This window comes from Variovorax sp. YR750 (assembly GCF_900109805.1).
GTDB lineage: Bacteria > Pseudomonadota > Gammaproteobacteria > Burkholderiales > Burkholderiaceae_C > Variovorax > Variovorax gossypii.
In genome coordinates, this window is the sequence record NZ_FOBJ01000015.1 from 80,128 (window position 1) to 96,045 (window position 15,918).

General features: G+C 59.3%; 16 protein-coding genes. 8 read left to right on the plus strand and 8 right to left on the minus strand.

Annotated features, from left to right (window positions below; genetic code table 11):
- Window positions 1-93: 93 nt before the first annotated feature.
- The 5 genes from BMY35_RS27245 to BMY35_RS27265 all read right to left on the minus strand — a co-directional run bounded on the left by BMY35_RS27245 (window position 94) and on the right by BMY35_RS27265 (window position 4,818).
- Window positions 94-564, minus strand: coding sequence for a Mov34/MPN/PAD-1 family protein (locus tag BMY35_RS27245; RefSeq protein WP_093206143.1), 471 nt, complete (start codon window positions 562-564; stop codon window positions 94-96).
- On the minus strand, window positions 549-2,231 hold the full coding sequence (locus BMY35_RS27250; protein WP_093206144.1) for a ThiF family adenylyltransferase: 1,683 nt from the start codon (window positions 2,229-2,231) through the stop codon (window positions 549-551). The genes BMY35_RS27245 and BMY35_RS27250 overlap by 16 nt, the downstream gene beginning before the upstream one ends.
- On the minus strand, window positions 2,228-3,400 hold the full coding sequence (locus BMY35_RS27255) for a CBASS cGAMP synthase (protein WP_093206145.1): 1,173 nt from the start codon (window positions 3,398-3,400) through the stop codon (window positions 2,228-2,230). Before BMY35_RS27255 ends, BMY35_RS27250 begins: the two co-directional genes overlap by 4 nt.
- Window positions 3,400-4,413 carry a CBASS cGAMP-activated phospholipase gene (locus BMY35_RS27260; RefSeq protein ID WP_093206146.1) on the minus strand — a complete coding sequence of 338 codons (1,014 nt, stop codon included), beginning with the start codon at window positions 4,411-4,413 and terminating at the stop codon, window positions 3,400-3,402. Before BMY35_RS27260 ends, BMY35_RS27255 begins: the two co-directional genes overlap by 1 nt.
- A 180-nt stretch (window positions 4,414-4,593) precedes the next feature.
- A complete protein-coding gene (locus BMY35_RS27265) occupies window positions 4,594-4,818 on the minus strand; it encodes a DUF2188 domain-containing protein (RefSeq protein ID WP_093206147.1) in 225 nt (74 codons plus the stop codon).
- Window positions 4,819-4,951: 133 nt separating this feature from the next.
- Here BMY35_RS27265 and BMY35_RS27270 point away from each other — a divergent pair, with 133 nt between their 5' ends.
- Genes BMY35_RS27270 through BMY35_RS37900 form a run of 5 tightly spaced genes read left to right on the plus strand, consistent with a single transcriptional unit; the run spans window position 4,952 to window position 8,241 of the window.
- Window positions 4,952-5,587 (plus strand): hypothetical protein, encoded by a 636-nt coding sequence (locus BMY35_RS27270; RefSeq protein WP_256229768.1) that lies wholly within the window; start codon window positions 4,952-4,954, stop codon window positions 5,585-5,587.
- Window positions 5,584-5,991 (plus strand): hypothetical protein, encoded by a 408-nt coding sequence (locus BMY35_RS27275; protein WP_143080747.1) that lies wholly within the window; start codon window positions 5,584-5,586, stop codon window positions 5,989-5,991. The genes BMY35_RS27270 and BMY35_RS27275 overlap by 4 nt, the downstream gene beginning before the upstream one ends.
- On the plus strand, window positions 5,918-6,748 hold the full coding sequence (locus tag BMY35_RS27280) for an ImmA/IrrE family metallo-endopeptidase (RefSeq protein WP_256229770.1): 831 nt from the start codon (window positions 5,918-5,920) through the stop codon (window positions 6,746-6,748). Before BMY35_RS27275 ends, BMY35_RS27280 begins: the two co-directional genes overlap by 74 nt.
- 22 nt (window positions 6,749-6,770) lie before the next feature.
- Window positions 6,771-7,481 (plus strand): hypothetical protein, encoded by a 711-nt coding sequence (locus BMY35_RS27285; protein ID WP_143080748.1) that lies wholly within the window; start codon window positions 6,771-6,773, stop codon window positions 7,479-7,481.
- A 40-nt stretch (window positions 7,482-7,521) separates the two neighbouring features.
- Window positions 7,522-8,241 (plus strand): hypothetical protein, encoded by a 720-nt coding sequence (locus BMY35_RS37900; protein ID WP_143080749.1) that lies wholly within the window; start codon window positions 7,522-7,524, stop codon window positions 8,239-8,241.
- Window positions 8,242-8,845: 604 nt separating this feature from the next.
- Here BMY35_RS37900 and BMY35_RS27290 read toward each other — a convergent pair.
- Window positions 8,846-9,553 (minus strand): hypothetical protein, encoded by a 708-nt coding sequence (locus BMY35_RS27290; RefSeq protein ID WP_143080750.1) that lies wholly within the window; start codon window positions 9,551-9,553, stop codon window positions 8,846-8,848.
- A 641-nt stretch (window positions 9,554-10,194) separates the two neighbouring features.
- Here BMY35_RS27290 and istA point away from each other — a divergent pair.
- The 3 genes from istA to BMY35_RS27310 all read left to right on the plus strand — a co-directional run bounded on the left by istA (window position 10,195) and on the right by BMY35_RS27310 (window position 14,102).
- Complete coding sequence (istA, locus tag BMY35_RS27300; RefSeq protein ID WP_093206153.1) at window positions 10,195-11,736, plus strand: IS21 family transposase; 1,542 nt, start codon at window positions 10,195-10,197, stop codon at window positions 11,734-11,736.
- A complete protein-coding gene (istB, locus tag BMY35_RS27305) occupies window positions 11,733-12,485 on the plus strand; it encodes an IS21-like element helper ATPase IstB (protein ID WP_093206154.1) in 753 nt (250 codons plus the stop codon). Before istA ends, istB begins: the two co-directional genes overlap by 4 nt.
- 241 nt (window positions 12,486-12,726) lie before the next feature.
- Window positions 12,727-14,102, plus strand: a protein-coding gene (locus BMY35_RS27310; RefSeq protein ID WP_093206155.1) for an IS3 family transposase whose coding sequence is annotated in 2 segments (ribosomal slippage) — window positions 12,727-13,236 and window positions 13,239-14,102 — 1,374 coding nt in all. Because the reading frame shifts where the segments join, the coding sequence is not laid out codon by codon here.
- Between the two features lie 260 nt (window positions 14,103-14,362).
- On the opposite strand, the gene BMY35_RS27315 is transcribed toward BMY35_RS27310, so the two are convergent.
- Window positions 14,363-14,764, minus strand: coding sequence for a hypothetical protein (locus BMY35_RS27315; protein WP_093206156.1), 402 nt, complete (start codon window positions 14,762-14,764; stop codon window positions 14,363-14,365).
- Between the two features lie 316 nt (window positions 14,765-15,080).
- Entirely contained in the window at window positions 15,081-15,899 is an 819-nt protein-coding gene (eutC, locus tag BMY35_RS27320) for an ethanolamine ammonia-lyase subunit EutC (protein WP_093206157.1), read from the minus strand.
- Between the last annotated feature and the right edge of the window lie 19 nt (window positions 15,900-15,918).

The following is a 15,918-nucleotide window of genomic DNA, read 5'->3' on the forward strand; positions in this document are numbered from 1 at the left end:
GGAGGACGGAGCAGAGCAGACCGCCTACCGCAGCTCTTCTGCAGCGAGATCTACCTACAGACCGAGCAGCTCATCGACCCGTCAAGGTCTTCCCTAAGCCAGGACACAGCGTGCGATGGTATTTCCCTCAGAAACTCCAATCCATACATCACCGCTCCATCCGAGTATTGCGAATACCATCGGGTGCGGCCGGGTTTTGCAGATCTTTCGCCATTCCGACAGGTCGAGCTGGGATGGGTTAGGAAACTGCTCGGGGTGCGTGTGCCATTCGCCCAGATAGTCCATCGTCTGGCCGCTGGCTTTCCAATGCTGCAGCGCGACTTGCTGATGGTGGGCCGTCGATCGCTTGAACCAGTACCGTTTGCGTTGGTCCGAAGGCTGCGGCACCGTGGCGATGGTGATATGCAGATGCATACCGCGGCGGTATCCAAGAAAAATTCCACCGGCTTCAGACTTGGAGGCCTGGTCTTGCCGGTAGTGATCCATCGCGGCCAACGGCAGCGCCTCAATCAGGAGCTTGCCATCGCGTGACCAGGGGTTGTTCCAGATCAATGCGGAGCGCATGCAGGACAATCTTCGATCTTGGAGATATTCTGATTCTTGACGCTGAAAACGTCCGCTGTCTCGAGGCTTCGCGTTCGGAATCGCGGAGACGGGTCACCTTCAAGCCAGGCACACACAAGGTCCGTGGCAAGAGCGGCTGCGTGCAGGGGCGCCGAAACCGCGTAAGGGGTGTACGCCCTGCAGCCGTCACTGCGTCTTGCCGGGATTGTTTTGAGCAGCTTGAATCTGTCCTTGCGGTGATGCAAGGGATCGGGCTCCAGCAGGCACCGAAAACAGCCACCGCCCTTGTTGTCGGTCCATAGGGCCTGGACAGCATCCCCATTACCCTTGATCCAGACGTGCAGAACCGGAAGCGCAAGATTGCGCTGGATTCGCAGCCCGTTCAGCAACTCGCTGACCGTCTCCTCTCCCGTCGCATTGACGATGAGATCTGCCGCAAACAGGTCGTGCTGTTCGAAAGCGCTGCCGACCACGCCTTTGATCTTGCTGTGAGGAAACTGCCGTTGGAACTCTTCGGCCAGCGCTTCGGCTTTGGGACGCAGCAACGTGGGATAGCCGAGGACATGTCGCCCAAGGTTCTCCGGCCCCAGGAGCTCCGGGTCGATCAACCTCAACAGACCTAGTTTTCCCGTGCCTGCCCCAAGCCGGACCAGCGATTGCGCGAGGAAGGAGCCAATGGCCCCGCACCCGACGACTGTCACCCGCTTGTTGCGCAGGTCCGGGAATTCGAGGTTCCTGCTATGCACAAAGCTGCTGCCGACCTGCTGGATGGACAGGCGCAGCAACGCCTTGGCCCCCCCGCCGTTGTGCAAGAAGTGTCGATACTTTTTCGGATCGCGTACATAGGCGAGACGTTTGATCGGATCAAGATCGAAGCCTAACCCCAGCCAGCCGATGGGGGTGTCTACCGCGAATGTGACGAAGGAGGCCTTCAGATAGTCCGGCTTGGCCAGCACCCCTTGCACCGCGGCGGCCAGCCCTGCGTCCCACTGCTTCAGCCAGGCAAAGAGGTCCTTGACGGTCTTCGGCATCTGTTCGGGGACCGCGGGGACCAGATCTGTCTTGAACAGCCAGCAACGACATTGGCAATGAAAGTTTTCCGAGCCAAGAGCCGATGCGAGGCGCGCCACCTCCTGCGGATCGCTGGCGATCACAGCGCGCTTGCTCCCACCAAGGCTGACGATGAAATAGTCGGCAGCGGTGGCGCCGGGTTCGATCTCCGCCAGAAATACGGGCCAGGGATCCGTTTCCTGCGCAAACAGCCAGTGCGCCAGGAACTCATGCTGCAAGTCCTGCTCCCTGAACTGCGGATCGGCTGACATGCGATTCAACAGCGCCTTCACCTGGAGCAGGCACTGCGCGATGGCGCGCACCGGGTCATATCGGTCAAGCGTGACTGCGCCGGCAGCGAAATAGCAGAGATTGCCAAAGACATCGACATGAGGCATGAGCGCAGGAAGGAATGGCGGGCGCTCTTCCAACCGGATCTCGGGATAGCTCAGGAAGTCCCAATCGCGAATCGTCAGCTTGATTCGAACCTCGCCCCTGTCGCATTTCAGCGGCCCTTCGAACGACCGCGCACGCCCCTTGGCGGCGACGGGAACGAAGTCCTGGCTGCTCAGGAAGCGCAGGACTTCGCCGATCTTGGTCGCGGTTGGCGTGGTCACCCGGCGCTGGTCGATGGAACGACCGGAGGAACAACGCGTATCGGCGTGGTCGTCCGAATGGTGTCGGCGGCGCTGTCGGCCTCTACCAGCGAAGAGTCCACCGGCATGCGGAGGCCGAACTGCTGCTTCATCTGGAAAATCGCCTGTTCCTTGTGCTGGACACCCAGCAGGCGCGAATCCTCGAGGTCGTTGGCCAATTGACCGAACCGCCTGGACGCGGTGGCGCGATCCGCCGGCTCGAGGCGGTTGAAGTCCTCTTTGCCATCATCAATGCCACGCTCACGAATACTGCTGAGGAAAACGTTCGTCAGGCGCTTGGCAGCATCCTCGAGCGCCAGGTCATCCCGGCCGGCCTTCGGTTGAAATCGCTGTGCGACCGCGATCATGATCGAAACGGAGGTGGGGCCGCCTTCTTGCCAGTGGAAGTCACGCCATGCCTTGAGGTATCGGCAGACCCGCCTCAGCTGCTCGCTGTGCTCGCTCACGCGGTCCCTGAACCACTTTGCCACGACTTCCGGATCGGAGGCTTTCCACTCACCCTCGCGCGTCGCCATGACGATATGGTCCAGGTCCTCCCACTGTTGCTGTTGCGCTTCGGCAAAGTCGTAACTATCCGCGGCGATTGAGTCGAAGGTCTTGCGCAAGTGGGCTTCCTCGAGCGCGATGCGGTCGCGGATCTTGCCGAACTCCTCCTCGGGCGCCGCGTAGAGCGGAATGTCGATATGGGCCCAGGCCGCGACCTTGATGCGGATGCATGTGTTCTTCCCCGCGAGAAGCGTCCATCCCTCCTGCTTGCACAGATCCACGAGAAGGCCCTCGACCAGTTCGAAATACGCCTTGGCCATTTCATGGGGCGGGCCATTTTCTTGCCAGACGGTCACGGGAAGGTAAATGCCGTAGTCCCAATCCATTTCCTGCGGGGGCGTGCTCGACGGCTCAACGCAGGTGCCGTACAGCCAGGAGCCCTGCGTACGAAAACGCGGCTCCACAACGCGCTCCATGCCCAGCTTCTCTTTGGTCGCGCGGCGAATGCGTGGCGTAAGGTGATTCTTCACCTTGGTAATACACGCCGAGAGGTATTTGCGATCCTCCGGGGCAGGTTCGATCCGATCCCCGAAAACGTCGCTGTTCACGTCGGACTTGTAGAAGAGCTTGTTGAGCTTGAGCATCAGGCGTTTCCTTGGACGGCATGCGCGCCGTAGTAGAACTTCACAACTGCGGGTTGGTGGGCGAGAAACTGCTGGCAGTCGGGCCGGCCGATGCATTTCTTGGAGCGCTCGGAAGCGGCACCCAGCAGCACCTCGCGCGCGGCTGCATCAGCCTTGTCGAGCGCCACGGCGCCGGCTTGTTCGTCGGTCAGTACGTCATCCATGTGCACATAGCGTCCCGGCAGGTTGTGCTTGAGCATGAAATCGCTCAGGGACTCTTGCACCGAGATCGCAAGCCCGAAGAGCCGCTTAGGCATGTTGGCCGGGTTCAGACCACCCCAATCCAGAGTCCCGCCACCGCGGTTTCGTCTCGGATCCGCAGTGAAGCGCGAGGACATCGTCCCGATCGAGAACAGATGGAGAGCCTGAGGCGGCTGATCAAAGAAGGTCTGAGCCTCGTGGGCGGCCAGCAGGCCTGGCGCATTGGCGAACAGACCGCCATCCACGTACTGGTTGCTGTTGAACGTGTGTCGCGGAAAGTATGCCGGCGCGGCACTTGTTGCCATGGCGACATCCACCAGGCGAAAGAGATGATCTCGCTTGAATGCGGCGTTGTGCGGGGTCTTGAACAGCTGCGGCTGCCCGCTTGAGTAATTGATCGACGGGACGATGACAGGGTGCCTGCATTCGCCCAGAAGTCGTTCGCCAAACAGCTGCGGCGCGCTGAGCAACCTCATGAGCGGTTCGGGTGAGTACAGCGCCCGCATGATGCCGTTGAGCGACCAGCGGCGTTTGAAGATTTCCTCCCCATGCTTGGAGAACAGATCCACCATCTGCCGCGCAGGAATTTCCATGGCGACAGCCAACGCGAGGATTCCGCCGATAGACGTCCCCGCGATCAGATCGAAGCGGCTCGCAATGGGCGCCTGAATCTCATCTTCAAGATCAGCCAGGATCTTGGCGGTGTAGAGCCCTCGGTACCCTCCGCCCGACAGCGCCAAAACTTGAAACCGGCGGGATTCGCCATCGACCATCGTCTCTCCCTTGAGTTCTTGGGTTGCCCGACGCTTGTCGGGGTTAAAGGCTCCCTAGCTGGGATGTAGGGGTAAAGTTCGCGCTTTCAAGAGGGTGAGGGAGTTGAATGTTCCCCTTCGCCCTGTTTTTGGGGCCTGGGTGTATTGCGCGGCCGAATCCGGCCGCGCAATACCCTTGCCTCAGCCCTTCGGCGGGTAGGGATCGTGGCCGTGGCTGTCCTTGTACTGGATGCGCCCGTTCTGGCCATGAACCACCAGTTCCGTCTGCTGGTTCTGCGAGATCTCGCGCGCCCGGTCGACCGCGTCCTGCTTGCGATCGAAGAGCTCGGTATCCCGTTTGGCGCCGGCTCCCCGGACCGCCCACTGGTCGTCCCGCGGAACGACGTGCTGATTGCGATTTGTCATTTCGGACTCCTGATGCAGCGGAAGTGCTGCTACGAGGATGTGCGGCGGTAAACCGAAACGCGGACAAAATTGCGCCGGATGTCCGCGTTTCGGTTTACCGCCGCACATACCAATAACGAGCTAGAGGGGCCACATGACCAAGAACCCATCGCACGACCCGGACTACGCAACGTCCGAGGAGGTTGGAGATGCCTTCGGGGCGCTCACCGATGCTGAGTTGCGTCGCCTAGGGAAGTTTGCCGAGGCTTACATATGGGGCACGGAATACACCGACCCATTGGAGTTGGTCGACGAAGCTGTCAAACGCACGCTCATTGGTGCAGAAGGCAAGGGAAAAGGTCGCCGCTGGCCGAAGACGGTGGCATTCATGGCCTTCATGGTCAAGACGATGGAGAGCATCGCCGACGGCTCTCGTGAATCGGTCGTGCAGAAAGAGACCGATCACCTTGAAGTCCTGGCAGGTGCGGACGGCGATAGCGAGCACGCGCTAGGCAAAGGTGGCCACGCGCACGTCGACGTGGTGGAGGCCGCCATCGAGCTCGAGGAAACCCAGGCGCGCCAAGCAGCGGCCAAAGCAGACGCCGATCTGATCGAGCGCCACTTTGCCGATGACCAGGAGGTACTTGCCATCATCGAAGGAGAAAAGGAGGGATGGAAGGCCGAGGAGACACGCCAGGCCTTCGATATGACCCCTACCTCCTATGACACTGCACGTCGCCGGTTGCGGCGCGGTCTGAACAAGTTGATGCCCGGAAGGACCAAGTCATGAACAAATCCAATCGAACGGCCATGGATTCCATCCGAGCCTTGGCGTTGCGAGACCTGGAGGCGACCAGCGACGAGGAGATTCGAGCTGAGATCGTCGCGCAAGGCGAGGATCCGGACGCAGCGGCACAGCGTATTCGGGCAAGAATCGACGCCATCATGGCCGAGGCGATGCGCGCTCGGACAATCGCCGCGAAGAAACTCATGGGCACGACAGCCGCGACCACTCAGCAGGCCCGCCCAACCATCGATCGCATCAAGCAACTGATCCAGGAGGCCTTTCGCAGCGACGCCGGCCTTGCCATGGCGTTCCGTGAAGGAACGCAGCAATCTGATGCTGACCTTGAATCCCTGTACGACGATCTTGTCGCCATGGGAAAAATCAAGCGCGATGACAATGGCCATTGATCCGCGATCGCTCTCGCAGCCGGAGCGTCTGTTGTGGTGGCACGGGGTTCGAGAGCCGGATCACATTGACCTCGAAGCGATTGCCAACGCGCGCGGCGCAAGGGTCGTGTTCAGACATCTGGACGGTTGTGCCGCGAGACTGGTCAGGAGTGGCGACGCTGCGGTCATCAGTGTCGCCGTCGACAGCATTCCCGGCCGGCAGCGCTTCTCCTTGGGTCACGAGTTGGCGCATTGGATTTGCGATTCACAGCGATCATCCTTCAGGTGCACGAGTGCGGACATCGGGCCGCAAAACGCCGAGGCCAAGTCTGTCGAAGCCGACGCCAACAGTTTCGCGAGCCAGCTGATCCTTCCTAGCTACCTCGTGGATCCTTGGAGTGCGGGGCGCAAGCTGACCCTCGATGTTGCCACCGCACTCGCAAAGGATTTCAGGGCAAGCCTGACTGCTTCCGCCATCAAACTGGTGAAGCGCGCAACCACGCCGGCTTGCATCGTTTGCCACGGACAGCAGAAACTGCGCTGGTTCCAAAAGAACAGTGGCATCCCTTTCGACTTCTACGTGAAACGGGAATTGCACCAGGACACGGCGGCCTTCGACATGGTCTTCGGCGCCGCGTCGGGCATGTCGCGCCCGCGAAAAGAATCTGCCGACCGTTGGCTTTCAGGTCCCAACGCATATCAGATGACTGTCGAAACTCAATCGGTGAAGCTTCCCGATGCCACTGTGCTGACTCTCATCGCTTTGGTTCAAAAGTAGAACGAAGTTTCGGATGCCTGAAATGCTCAAGCCTGATTCCCTCGACTCGCTCTTCTCGATACTTCATGAGATGACGCTCGTCGAGCGAAAAGGGGCTGCGCCCGAGTCTCCAACGAAGATGCAGTTGCTGGAGAAGTACCTGCTGGGCGGATATCTCGTCGTCACCGTGCTGCTGTTGCTTGTCGCATTGGCACAGTATGTGTGGCCTGGTCCAGCGCTGGCCGAGGCTGTTCGATCCTTCTATATTGCTCTTGTGCTGATTGCGTTGGGCTACCTGCTGAGTGCAACTTTCAATGCAGCGCACTTCGTCTGGCGCGGGCGCAAGCAACGCTTTCCCTGGCTGCTTGCGCCCATGCGACTTGACTTGCAAGTGGATGCCGGCTATCTGGCCAAACTGATGGCCTTTGACAAGCCGACGTTGAAGTACGCGCTCCTCCAGTACCGCTATCGATTCGACGTCCAGGACGGCCGGATCAGTTCTCTCGTAGGGGATGTACGCAAGCTTGGTCTCTTCCCCGCGATGGTCGCTTCCACCATCGCAGCGTCGACATTGCTCAAGAACGACAGCAACATCCTTTTCTGGATGTGGATACCGCTGATCCTGGCGGCCTGCTTTTATCCGGTGGCCTTCTATCTCTACACGCAGCGTGAGCGACCGCAGCAAATGATCGACTTGCTCGAGTTGGCAATCGCGCATGTCGATACGGATGCGTCCCTGTCAAAAAGCTCGTAGCTGTTTGTGTCACTGCAACTCATCGCAAAGTACATCACCCATGAAAAAAATCGCCATCGCGACCAGTATTATTGGATTGCTCAGTGCCATCCTCGCGCTATTCAATACGGTGTTTGCCGGGAAAAGCACACCCTCAGCGTCGGCACCGACACCCGTGACCATTTCGGTTGGCAACAACAGCGATCGTATGAGCGGCGTGACAGCCGTCAACGATGCAGGTGTGGTCAATGTTGCCAACAACTTTTTCGCAGGGAACAGCGACGGAGGAAAGTCGCAAAAGGTTAGCTCTGCCCTCGTGGGCAGATGGAAGGGGACCACCCGCCAGGTCCTGCCCGACGCTGAACTCACGACCGATGGCCATATGCAGTTTCAGCAGAATGGTGCCTTCAGTTTCAGCGGCGAGTTCGTCATGCGTTCGCACCGAGCCTCTGGAGAAATCGAGTCTGTTGTCTGGACGGTGGCGGAAACTGGCACTTGGAGTGCTCCCTCTGACAGCACCATCTCACTCGCAGCGACTGATTTGAAATCTCTCCGAACAGTGCTACACCTGCGCGACAAGACGTCCATGGATATCGAACGCTATGTCGCACTCGCCCCTCCGGGCATGCCAGCGGCACTACGCTATCGTCTCGAAGACTTCCTTCCGAAAGGGGCTTCGCAGGAATATCTGATCAGCGAGTTGACGCCAACGACTCTGCGTGCAACAGGGAAAGACATACGTGGCGTTCCCGTGGAGGTTATCGCTGTCCGTCAGCCCTAGGCAGTGACCAACTCTGTGCGCGACTCTCCTGCTGGAATTTCGTGGCAGGCAGCCCGAGTGCTCTGCTCATCAAAGCCGCGTCAGCGGCTGCTGAGGCGCTGAAGGCCGAGCAAGACGAGCGCCTCTCCAGCGATTCCGCATTCAAGGCGCAGGTAGCGATTTCGCAGGGCCGGCAGCCCAGAATACGAGTGTGATACGAGATGCCAACCCAGAGACGGTAGTGCGAACAGCACGACGACCGTCGCGAGAAACCATGTGGGCGCGTGCGGTAGCAAGGTGTCAAATGCGCTTGTCCAGAATGCCGCCCCTTTGGGGTTGGTCAAACCGGTCATCAGGCCCAGACGGTATGCCGTAAGCGGTGAGATTGGCGTTTCGACATCGCCTTGTTCCGTGCAATCCCGACTTCTTGTACGGAGCGCTGAACAGCTTTGAAGGCACGGAGCTGGTGGGCTTCGAGCCTGGACAGGCGCCCACGAACTTCTTCAGCATCTTCGTGGCGGAGCCTGCGCCTGCTCCTCCCCCAAGTCCAGGGGGTGGTCTCATTCATCAGCGGCAAACAGCCTCTGCGTTTGCGCGGAACTGACTGGAATTTTGGTGTTGCGCGCTACCGGAGATCCCACTCGCGCCGAAGTCTGGATTCCATGGGCAGTGCCACTTGATGCTGATCGTGAATGCCGACCCACTCGAGAAAAAATTCATCGATCAGTGCAAACACCTCCTCAATCACTGGGGCGATCTCCGGGTTCTTCAGCAAATTTTTCTGCATACGCAGATAGCAAAGTTGCGCCGCTTGCCTGAGACCGATCGACGGAGGGATTGCTTCCGCTTTGGCCATCAACACAACCACCGCTGTCAAAGCTTCGAAGGTCCCGAGTTGAGCGAGTGCCTTTGATACCTTGTCGTCGAAGTAACGGAACTGCCTGCTCAGTACTCGGGGCGGATTTCGATACACGTAAGACGTCGATACGAAGAGCACATGACGGACCTCGTCGGACATGGCCCATAGCAGAACATCGGCTTCTTCAATCGTGATGCGACGGCCTTTGCATAGGTCCCAGATGACGGAATAAAAATAGATCGCGGTTCCCGGAAATGCCTTCTCGGCCAGTTCGACAGGGGACGCCTTGCCCGCGATCCGGCTGGGGACCCTCGAGCCTTTCTTGTACCGAAAGAACTTACTGGAGCGCATTACCCCGTCAGCGCACGGACGGACGAGTTCTGGCTGCAAAAAACGCTCAAGGGCATCAGCAGAAGCCAAGCCGCTCCTGAACAGGGTCGCCCCAAACCACATCTGCGTACGCAGTTGATCCACTGGATGGCGGCAAGGACGCCCAACGCGTGACCGTTTGAGAGCAGAGGCCATCGCGCAAGCGTACAGAAATTCCGAATTTCTTGCGAGGTGGACTCGAAGCGAACTCCAGCGAACACTACGAGAAATCGCTGGACCAGAAAATCTCATGCCGCTATCCAAATTGGCCCCGTCTTCATTCGAGCAGCTTCACGCGGAGTTACGGGAAGCTCTTGAGGCCAAACACGGCCCTCTTCTGGGGGGGCGGGTCTTGGTAGCGTCCTTGGGGCACAACACGTCGGCAAGCCTCCGGCAGGCCCAGAAGCGAGGGCAGGTACCTATTTCCTTGTTCAACTTACCCCATCGAAGGGGGTATTTCGCTCTCACGAGCGACGTCGCGGCATGGCTCGCGAGAGCACGCCTCTCAGGCGTCGCCGGATCCAAGAAAGGCACGCCTATCGAACCGTAAAGAAAAAACCAGCGCCCAGAAACGCGAAAACCTGAGGGTGCAACCTCAGGTCTAGGCGTCCGGCCGAGCCAGGCGAGTTTGTATTTTGAATGGCAGGAGTATCGGTCGGGGGATTCCGCGCGTCAAGTACCGCGGAGGACGGGGCAACCCTCATCCTGACTGCTTGCCTCCGGCGGTCGACAGCTGGAGAAAGCGAATGAGGCTTCCTGTTCGCACGCAGCGCGAGATTGTGCGCCTGCACTTTCACTCACCATCAGAATCAAACCGTTTCATTGCCAGAAGCACCAGCGTCTCCCCAGACACGGTCAAGGCGCTCCGGGCCCGCCTGAAGAAGCAGACGCTCGCTTGGGGAGCGCTGAAGGAATTGGACGACGAGCAGTGGTGCCGCGCCCTTGGCACAGAGGACAAGACCATCCAGCCGCATCGGCCCGTGCCAGATTGGCAGTGGATTAACGCCGAGATGCAGCGCCCGAGTGCCACTCTCGAGCAACTCTGGCAGGAGTGGCGTGAGACAGCGCCGGACGGAGTTTCATATTCGCAGTTCACCGCACTGTACAGGAAATGGCTCAAGGACCAGCACGTGGTGATGCGCCGTACGCACGTACCTGGCGACAAGCTGTTCGTCGACTTCGCGGGACGGCCCGTCGAGATCCGGAGTGTGGAAGGCGGCGAGTCGGCATTCGCTCAGATCTTCATTGCTGTCTTGGGGCACTCCAACTTCACCTATGTTGAAGGTATGGCCAGCCAGACAGTTCCAGATTGGGTGAGCTGTCACTGCAATTGCTTCGCGGAGTTAGGGGGAGTTCCGAGATGGGTAGTTTGCGACAACCTCAAGGCGGGGGTCTTGCGACATGTCCGGGATCAGATCTCTATCAATCCCGACTACAACGAGATGCTTCGCCACTACAACACCGCCGCTCTTCCGGCGCGTCCGCGAAAGCCGAAGGACAAAGCAAAGGCCGAGGTAGGCGTTCAGATCACGCAGCGCTGGATCCTTTTCAAGCTTCGCGACCGCGTGTTCTTCAATCTGGAGGAGCTCAACGCGGAGTTGCGCCGACTGACGATCGCGCTGAACGATCACCCCTTCAAGAAGATGGAAGGGTGCCGGCGAGAACGCTTTGAGGCTGCAGACAAGCCTGCACTGCAGCCGTTACCAGATCGTCCTTATGAGTTCTGCAGTTGGTGCTACGAGATGCGGGTGAGCCAGGATCACCACGTCGAATATCGCAAGTGCTTTTACTCAGTTCCTTTTGCGTTGATTGGTGAACGTGTTGACCTGCGCGTTACGGTCGCGATGATCGAGATCTTCTTCAAAGGGCGTCGCGTCGCGCTGCACTCGATCCTCAAGAACACAGGCGAATCGAGCACCCTGGCGGAACATCGGCCCATCGCGCATCAGCGCGTTCTCGATGGCGAGCCTGCGGCTCTGCGGAACTGGGCGAAGGGCGTTGGTCCCTTTTCTGAACGCATGATCTTGCACCATGTCCAAGAGCGCAGCGACCTGGCCAACGGGATCAAGGCCGCACGACGCATGCGTGCCCTTGCATCCGACTATGGGGAAAGCCGATTCGAGGCGGTCTGCGCCTATGCGCTACCCCTCAACATCACTTCGTTGCACAGCATCACTTCCATCTTGAAAAAGGAGGCGGATTTGCGTTCTCAACAAACGCCTCAAGCAAATCCTCGCTCCACGCATGAGAACGTGCGTGGACCTGAATACTACGGAGGCGAGTCATGAGCGCGATCGAACAGACTGCCGCCCGTTTGCGCGAACTCAGATTGGCAACGATGGCACAAGCCTACGAGCTCCAGGCCGAACAGCCGAAGCTTCAAGAAAAATCCTTCGATGATCGATTCGCTCTGCTGGTAGAGGCGGAGGTGGCTGGCCGCGAGAACCGAAAGCTGACCAGGCTCGTACGGGTCGCGGCACTTCCCGAAAAGGCTGCGTTCGAAGAAATGGACAATCGCCCGGCGAGGGGATTGGACAAGGGATTGATATCGACCCTGTCCTCGTGCGCCTGGATCAAGCGACAGCAGAACCTCATCATCATCGGGGCCACGGGATGTGGAAAAACCTGGTTGGCTTGTGCTTTCGGACACCAGGCATGTCGTTTGAAAATGCCTGTCGCGTTTTATCCGGCCAGTGGCCTCTACGAGGCCATTGCAGAGGCTGTGCACGACGGCTCGCTGCCACAGCTCAAGCTTGCGCTCACCAAACCGAGTCTTCTCATCCTTGATGACTTCGGCCTTGGCGAGATGTCAGCGTCCGCTGCCCAGATTCTGCTGGATGTTGTCGACCGGCGTATGAGAACGGGATCTCTGCTCATCACTTCCCAGTACCCAACTGAGAAGTGGCATTCCTTCTTCCCCGATCCCACCATCGCCGATGCTGTGCTCGATCGGATCGTTCATCAGGCACATCGCATGCAGTTGAAGGGCGAGTCGCTCCGGAAGTATCAAGGGCGAAAGAAGCTCGAGGAAACCTAGTAGCCGATGATCGTGACTGCTCGCGCTCCTTCCCAAAGGAGTGCTGGCTGCTTGAGACGAACCGGTATGTGCGCTCAACTCAGCCGGTACGGTTGCTCAGATCCGCCTGGAACCGATGCTCAGGTCAAGCCGGAACAGGTGGCGAGGTCGGACTGGAACGGATGACCAGTTCAGATCGGAACGGGTGTCCACCTAAATCCTGATCTGAACCCCGAAACCTGGACAAACTCGAGGAATCGAAGTGACCAGGTACACAGAGAAACAGAAGCTTGCCGCCGTCACGGCCTACAGGAAGGGCGCCGGCGGCTTGCGTGCCACCGCCAGCGCGCACGACGTCGGCGTTGATTCGCTGAGGGCGTGGATCGCCGCATACGAGGCCAATGGGAGGGCTGGTCTGGTGGCGAAAAGGCGCGTCATCTACGATCTCGACCTCAAGCTCGAGGTCCTGTGCCGGATGCAGGATGAGGGTCTGTCGTGCAGGCAGGTTGCAGCCCTCTTCAACATCCGGCGGCTCGACCTGGTGGCAGAGTGGAACCGGTTGTACGCCGCTCATGGGGCAGCAGCCTTGCAGCCTGGGTGGAAGTGGGAACAGACGAGGATGAGCAAGCCGTCGAGCAAGCGCAATGACCGCGAAGCGGTGACGAACGACCAACGCAGCCGCGAGGAGTTACTACGCGATCTCCAGCAACTGCGCGCGGAGAATGCTTACCTAAAAAAAGTGCAGGCCTTGGCTCGAAGCAAGTCGCGCTCGGCGCCCGTGAAAGGACGTTGATCGTGCTCGAGTTGGGGCCGTACTTCCCTCTCGCCGATCTGCTGCGCGCTGCTGAGCTGGCGCGCAGCAGCTTCTACTACCAGTTGAAGGCTCTCCGCACAGGTGACAGGCACTGCGACCTGAAAGCGAAGATCCGCGAGATCTTCAACCGTCACAAGGGTCGGTATGGCTATCGCCGGGTCACCGCCGAACTGCGCCAGCGAGGTCTCGTTGTCAACCACAAGACGGTCCAGAGGCTGATGGTCGAGATGCAGTTGAAGTCGCTGGTCCGCCCTAAACGCTACAAGGCCTACGACGGCGCTACTTCCGAGACGGCCCCGGACCGCTTGGAGCGCGACTTCACAGCAGATGAGCCCAACCAAAAGTGGGTGACCGACGTGACCGAGTTCAAGGTGAACAACCAGAAGCTGTATCTGTCGCCGGTGATGGATCTCTACAACCGCGAGATCGTGTCGTACGAGATTGCAGAGCGTCCGCTCCCGATCATGATCAAGAACATGCTCACCAAGGCGTTCAACCGGCTCGACTCAGGCCAGCGACCGATCCTGCATTCGGACCAAGGATGGCAGTACCGCATGCCTGTGTACCGCAAACGCCTACATCAAAGCGGGGTCGTCCAGAGCATGTCCCGGAAGGGCAACTGCTATGACAACGCGGCCATGGAGAGCTTCTTCGGAACACTGAAGTGCGAGCTGTTCCATCTCAACAAGTTCGACACGACCGAGACGTTGAAAGACGCCCTTCACGACTACATTCGCTACTACAACGTGGATCGCATCAAGCTCGGGATCGGCGGCCTGAGTCCAGTGGCGTACAGGATGCAGGCTGCCGCGGCACCCGCATGAAACCATAACTGTCCAAGGTTTGGGGGTCGGTTCAATCCTTGGTGGACACCATCGTCATAGACACTGGGGCCAAGCTCAAGACGGGATCACCGCGCGCTTACGATCCGACAGCGACGAATAGTCGTTGTTGTCGAGGCAGACGATCGGAGGGAGGCCCTGCTTCAGCATTTGGTAAATCTTATTTCAGGCCGCCAGCAAAGGAAGCGGCTCAGCCAAGCCCATCGCCGATGGACATGGCTGCAGGTGTGGTCAATCCGAGATTAAGTGGTCAAGCGCTTTGCATCGCGCGAAACAACCGTAGTGGAAACATCCAGGGCCTGATAGCGGGCCTTGCCTTCTGGCGTCGACTTCTCCAACTGGAAGAGCAGAAATTCCTGCTCCGCCGGCAGCATCCGGTCGTACAGCGCGCGCTCTTCATCCGACATCAGATGACCAAACTGCTCGAAGCAGCTGGGTGGCGGCGCCGAGGGGGCCAGCTTGCCGATCTCGGTCGATTTCGCGAGGCAGACTGTGACGTGCTTCCAATGATGGTAGCCGGCCTGCTTCGCAACCTCGTCCTGGAATGATGCAAGCGGAATGGTGGTGCCGCTCGCTTTGCGAAGCTGCTTGGCACGCTGCTTGAGTTTCTCGACCGCCGTCGCGGTGGTATGGATAAATGCCATCGAGGCTCCTTGAATGTGAAGCGGATAACTCGGTGTCCACGGCCGAGCTCCGCAAGACATCGGGAGCTCGAAATCATCTCAACTGACAGTCGTTCCGGCGAACCGGATGGGCCATGGTGAACAGCTGGCGTCGACGAACGCGCACGGGCAGTTTATCCACCAGAAATCAATTTGGCAACGCTGCTCGATGGCCCGCAGGAAGCCATGCTCGGTGGACGGGATCGCCGCCGAAATCCCTGCGCGAGGCACCACACAGCAGCAATCATCCAACTCGATTGCATGTTGGAGCGCGCAAAAGCGTGCGTCCGCTTCTTCCCTACGATTGCTCGACCGCGCGCGTCGATGTCGGCAGTGAATCTGCAGGGCTTTCGTCCTTGAGCACGACACCGGTCAAGCCCAGACGCAGGGCCTGGCGCACAAGCCATGCCAGCTTTCTGGAAGCCAACGTGTACGAGAGCCCCGCGGGGCGAACATTGGAGATGCAATTCCTCTCCGCGTCACTGCGACCGCGTCTGGGGCCATAGGTGATGTAGATCCCCAGACTGTCTGGGGAACTCAATCCGGGACGCTCACCTATCAGCATGACGATCAGAGACGCGGCGAACAGTTCACCAACTTCATCAGCCACAGCAACTCGTGCTTGCTCGACGATGACAAGCGGTCCCAAGCGCAAATTGGCGGGCAACTCATCGCGCAACGCGGCAAGCAGAGGCGCGACATGACTCTGCACAGCCAAAGAAGACAGTCCGTCGCCGATCACAACCATCACATCCGGGCGCTCGCCTCGCTCCTGCGCCGCATCACCGAGCAGCCTGGCCGCGTCCAGGTCCAACTGTCGACCGAGATCGGGGCGCTGGAGATAGACCTGACGATCACGGGCACGACTGCGAGCGTGAAGTACATCCCATCCATGCGAACGCAACTTCGCCTCCAGGCCCACCGTATCGAGTGGCGCATGAATCGCATCTCTCGCCATCGCATGAGACCAGGAAAACTGAAGCGACTCGGCTGTCAGTGCAGCCACTCCCGCTCGCCCGATCGCGATACGCGCTGGTGTCAAGCCTCGTAGTGCAGTCCATGACTCCGCGACAGTCGGTGCATCAACTCGTCCGTCCTTTCCGTTATCAGCATCCATGTTGCCGGTACTCACGATG

Excerpts from the sequence above, each read along its gene's own strand:
- BMY35_RS27245 (WP_093206143.1), bottom strand. The coding sequence starts at position 564 with ATGCGCTCCGCATTGATCTGGAACAACCCCTGGTCACGCGATGGCAAG.
- BMY35_RS27255 (WP_093206145.1), bottom strand. The coding sequence starts at position 3,400 with ATGCTCAAGCTCAACAAGCTCTTCTACAAGTCCGACGTGAACAGCGAC.
- BMY35_RS27260 (WP_093206146.1), bottom strand. The coding sequence starts at position 4,413 with ATGGTCGATGGCGAATCCCGCCGGTTTCAAGTTTTGGCGCTGTCGGGC.
- BMY35_RS27265 (WP_093206147.1), bottom strand. The coding sequence starts at position 4,818 with ATGACAAATCGCAATCAGCACGTCGTTCCGCGGGACGACCAGTGGGCG.
- BMY35_RS27270 (WP_256229768.1), top strand. The coding sequence starts at position 4,952 with ATGACCAAGAACCCATCGCACGACCCGGACTACGCAACGTCCGAGGAG.
- BMY35_RS27275 (WP_143080747.1), top strand. The coding sequence starts at position 5,584 with ATGAACAAATCCAATCGAACGGCCATGGATTCCATCCGAGCCTTGGCG.
- BMY35_RS27280 (WP_256229770.1), top strand. The coding sequence starts at position 5,918 with ATGCTGACCTTGAATCCCTGTACGACGATCTTGTCGCCATGGGAAAAA.
- BMY35_RS27285 (WP_143080748.1), top strand. The coding sequence starts at position 6,771 with ATGCTCAAGCCTGATTCCCTCGACTCGCTCTTCTCGATACTTCATGAG.
- BMY35_RS37900 (WP_143080749.1), top strand. The coding sequence starts at position 7,522 with ATGAAAAAAATCGCCATCGCGACCAGTATTATTGGATTGCTCAGTGCC.
- istA (WP_093206153.1), top strand. The coding sequence starts at position 10,195 with ATGAGGCTTCCTGTTCGCACGCAGCGCGAGATTGTGCGCCTGCACTTT.
- istB (WP_093206154.1), top strand. The coding sequence starts at position 11,733 with ATGAGCGCGATCGAACAGACTGCCGCCCGTTTGCGCGAACTCAGATTG.
- BMY35_RS27315 (WP_093206156.1), bottom strand. The coding sequence starts at position 14,764 with ATGGCATTTATCCATACCACCGCGACGGCGGTCGAGAAACTCAAGCAG.
- eutC (WP_093206157.1), bottom strand. The coding sequence starts at position 15,899 with ATGGATGCTGATAACGGAAAGGACGGACGAGTTGATGCACCGACTGTC.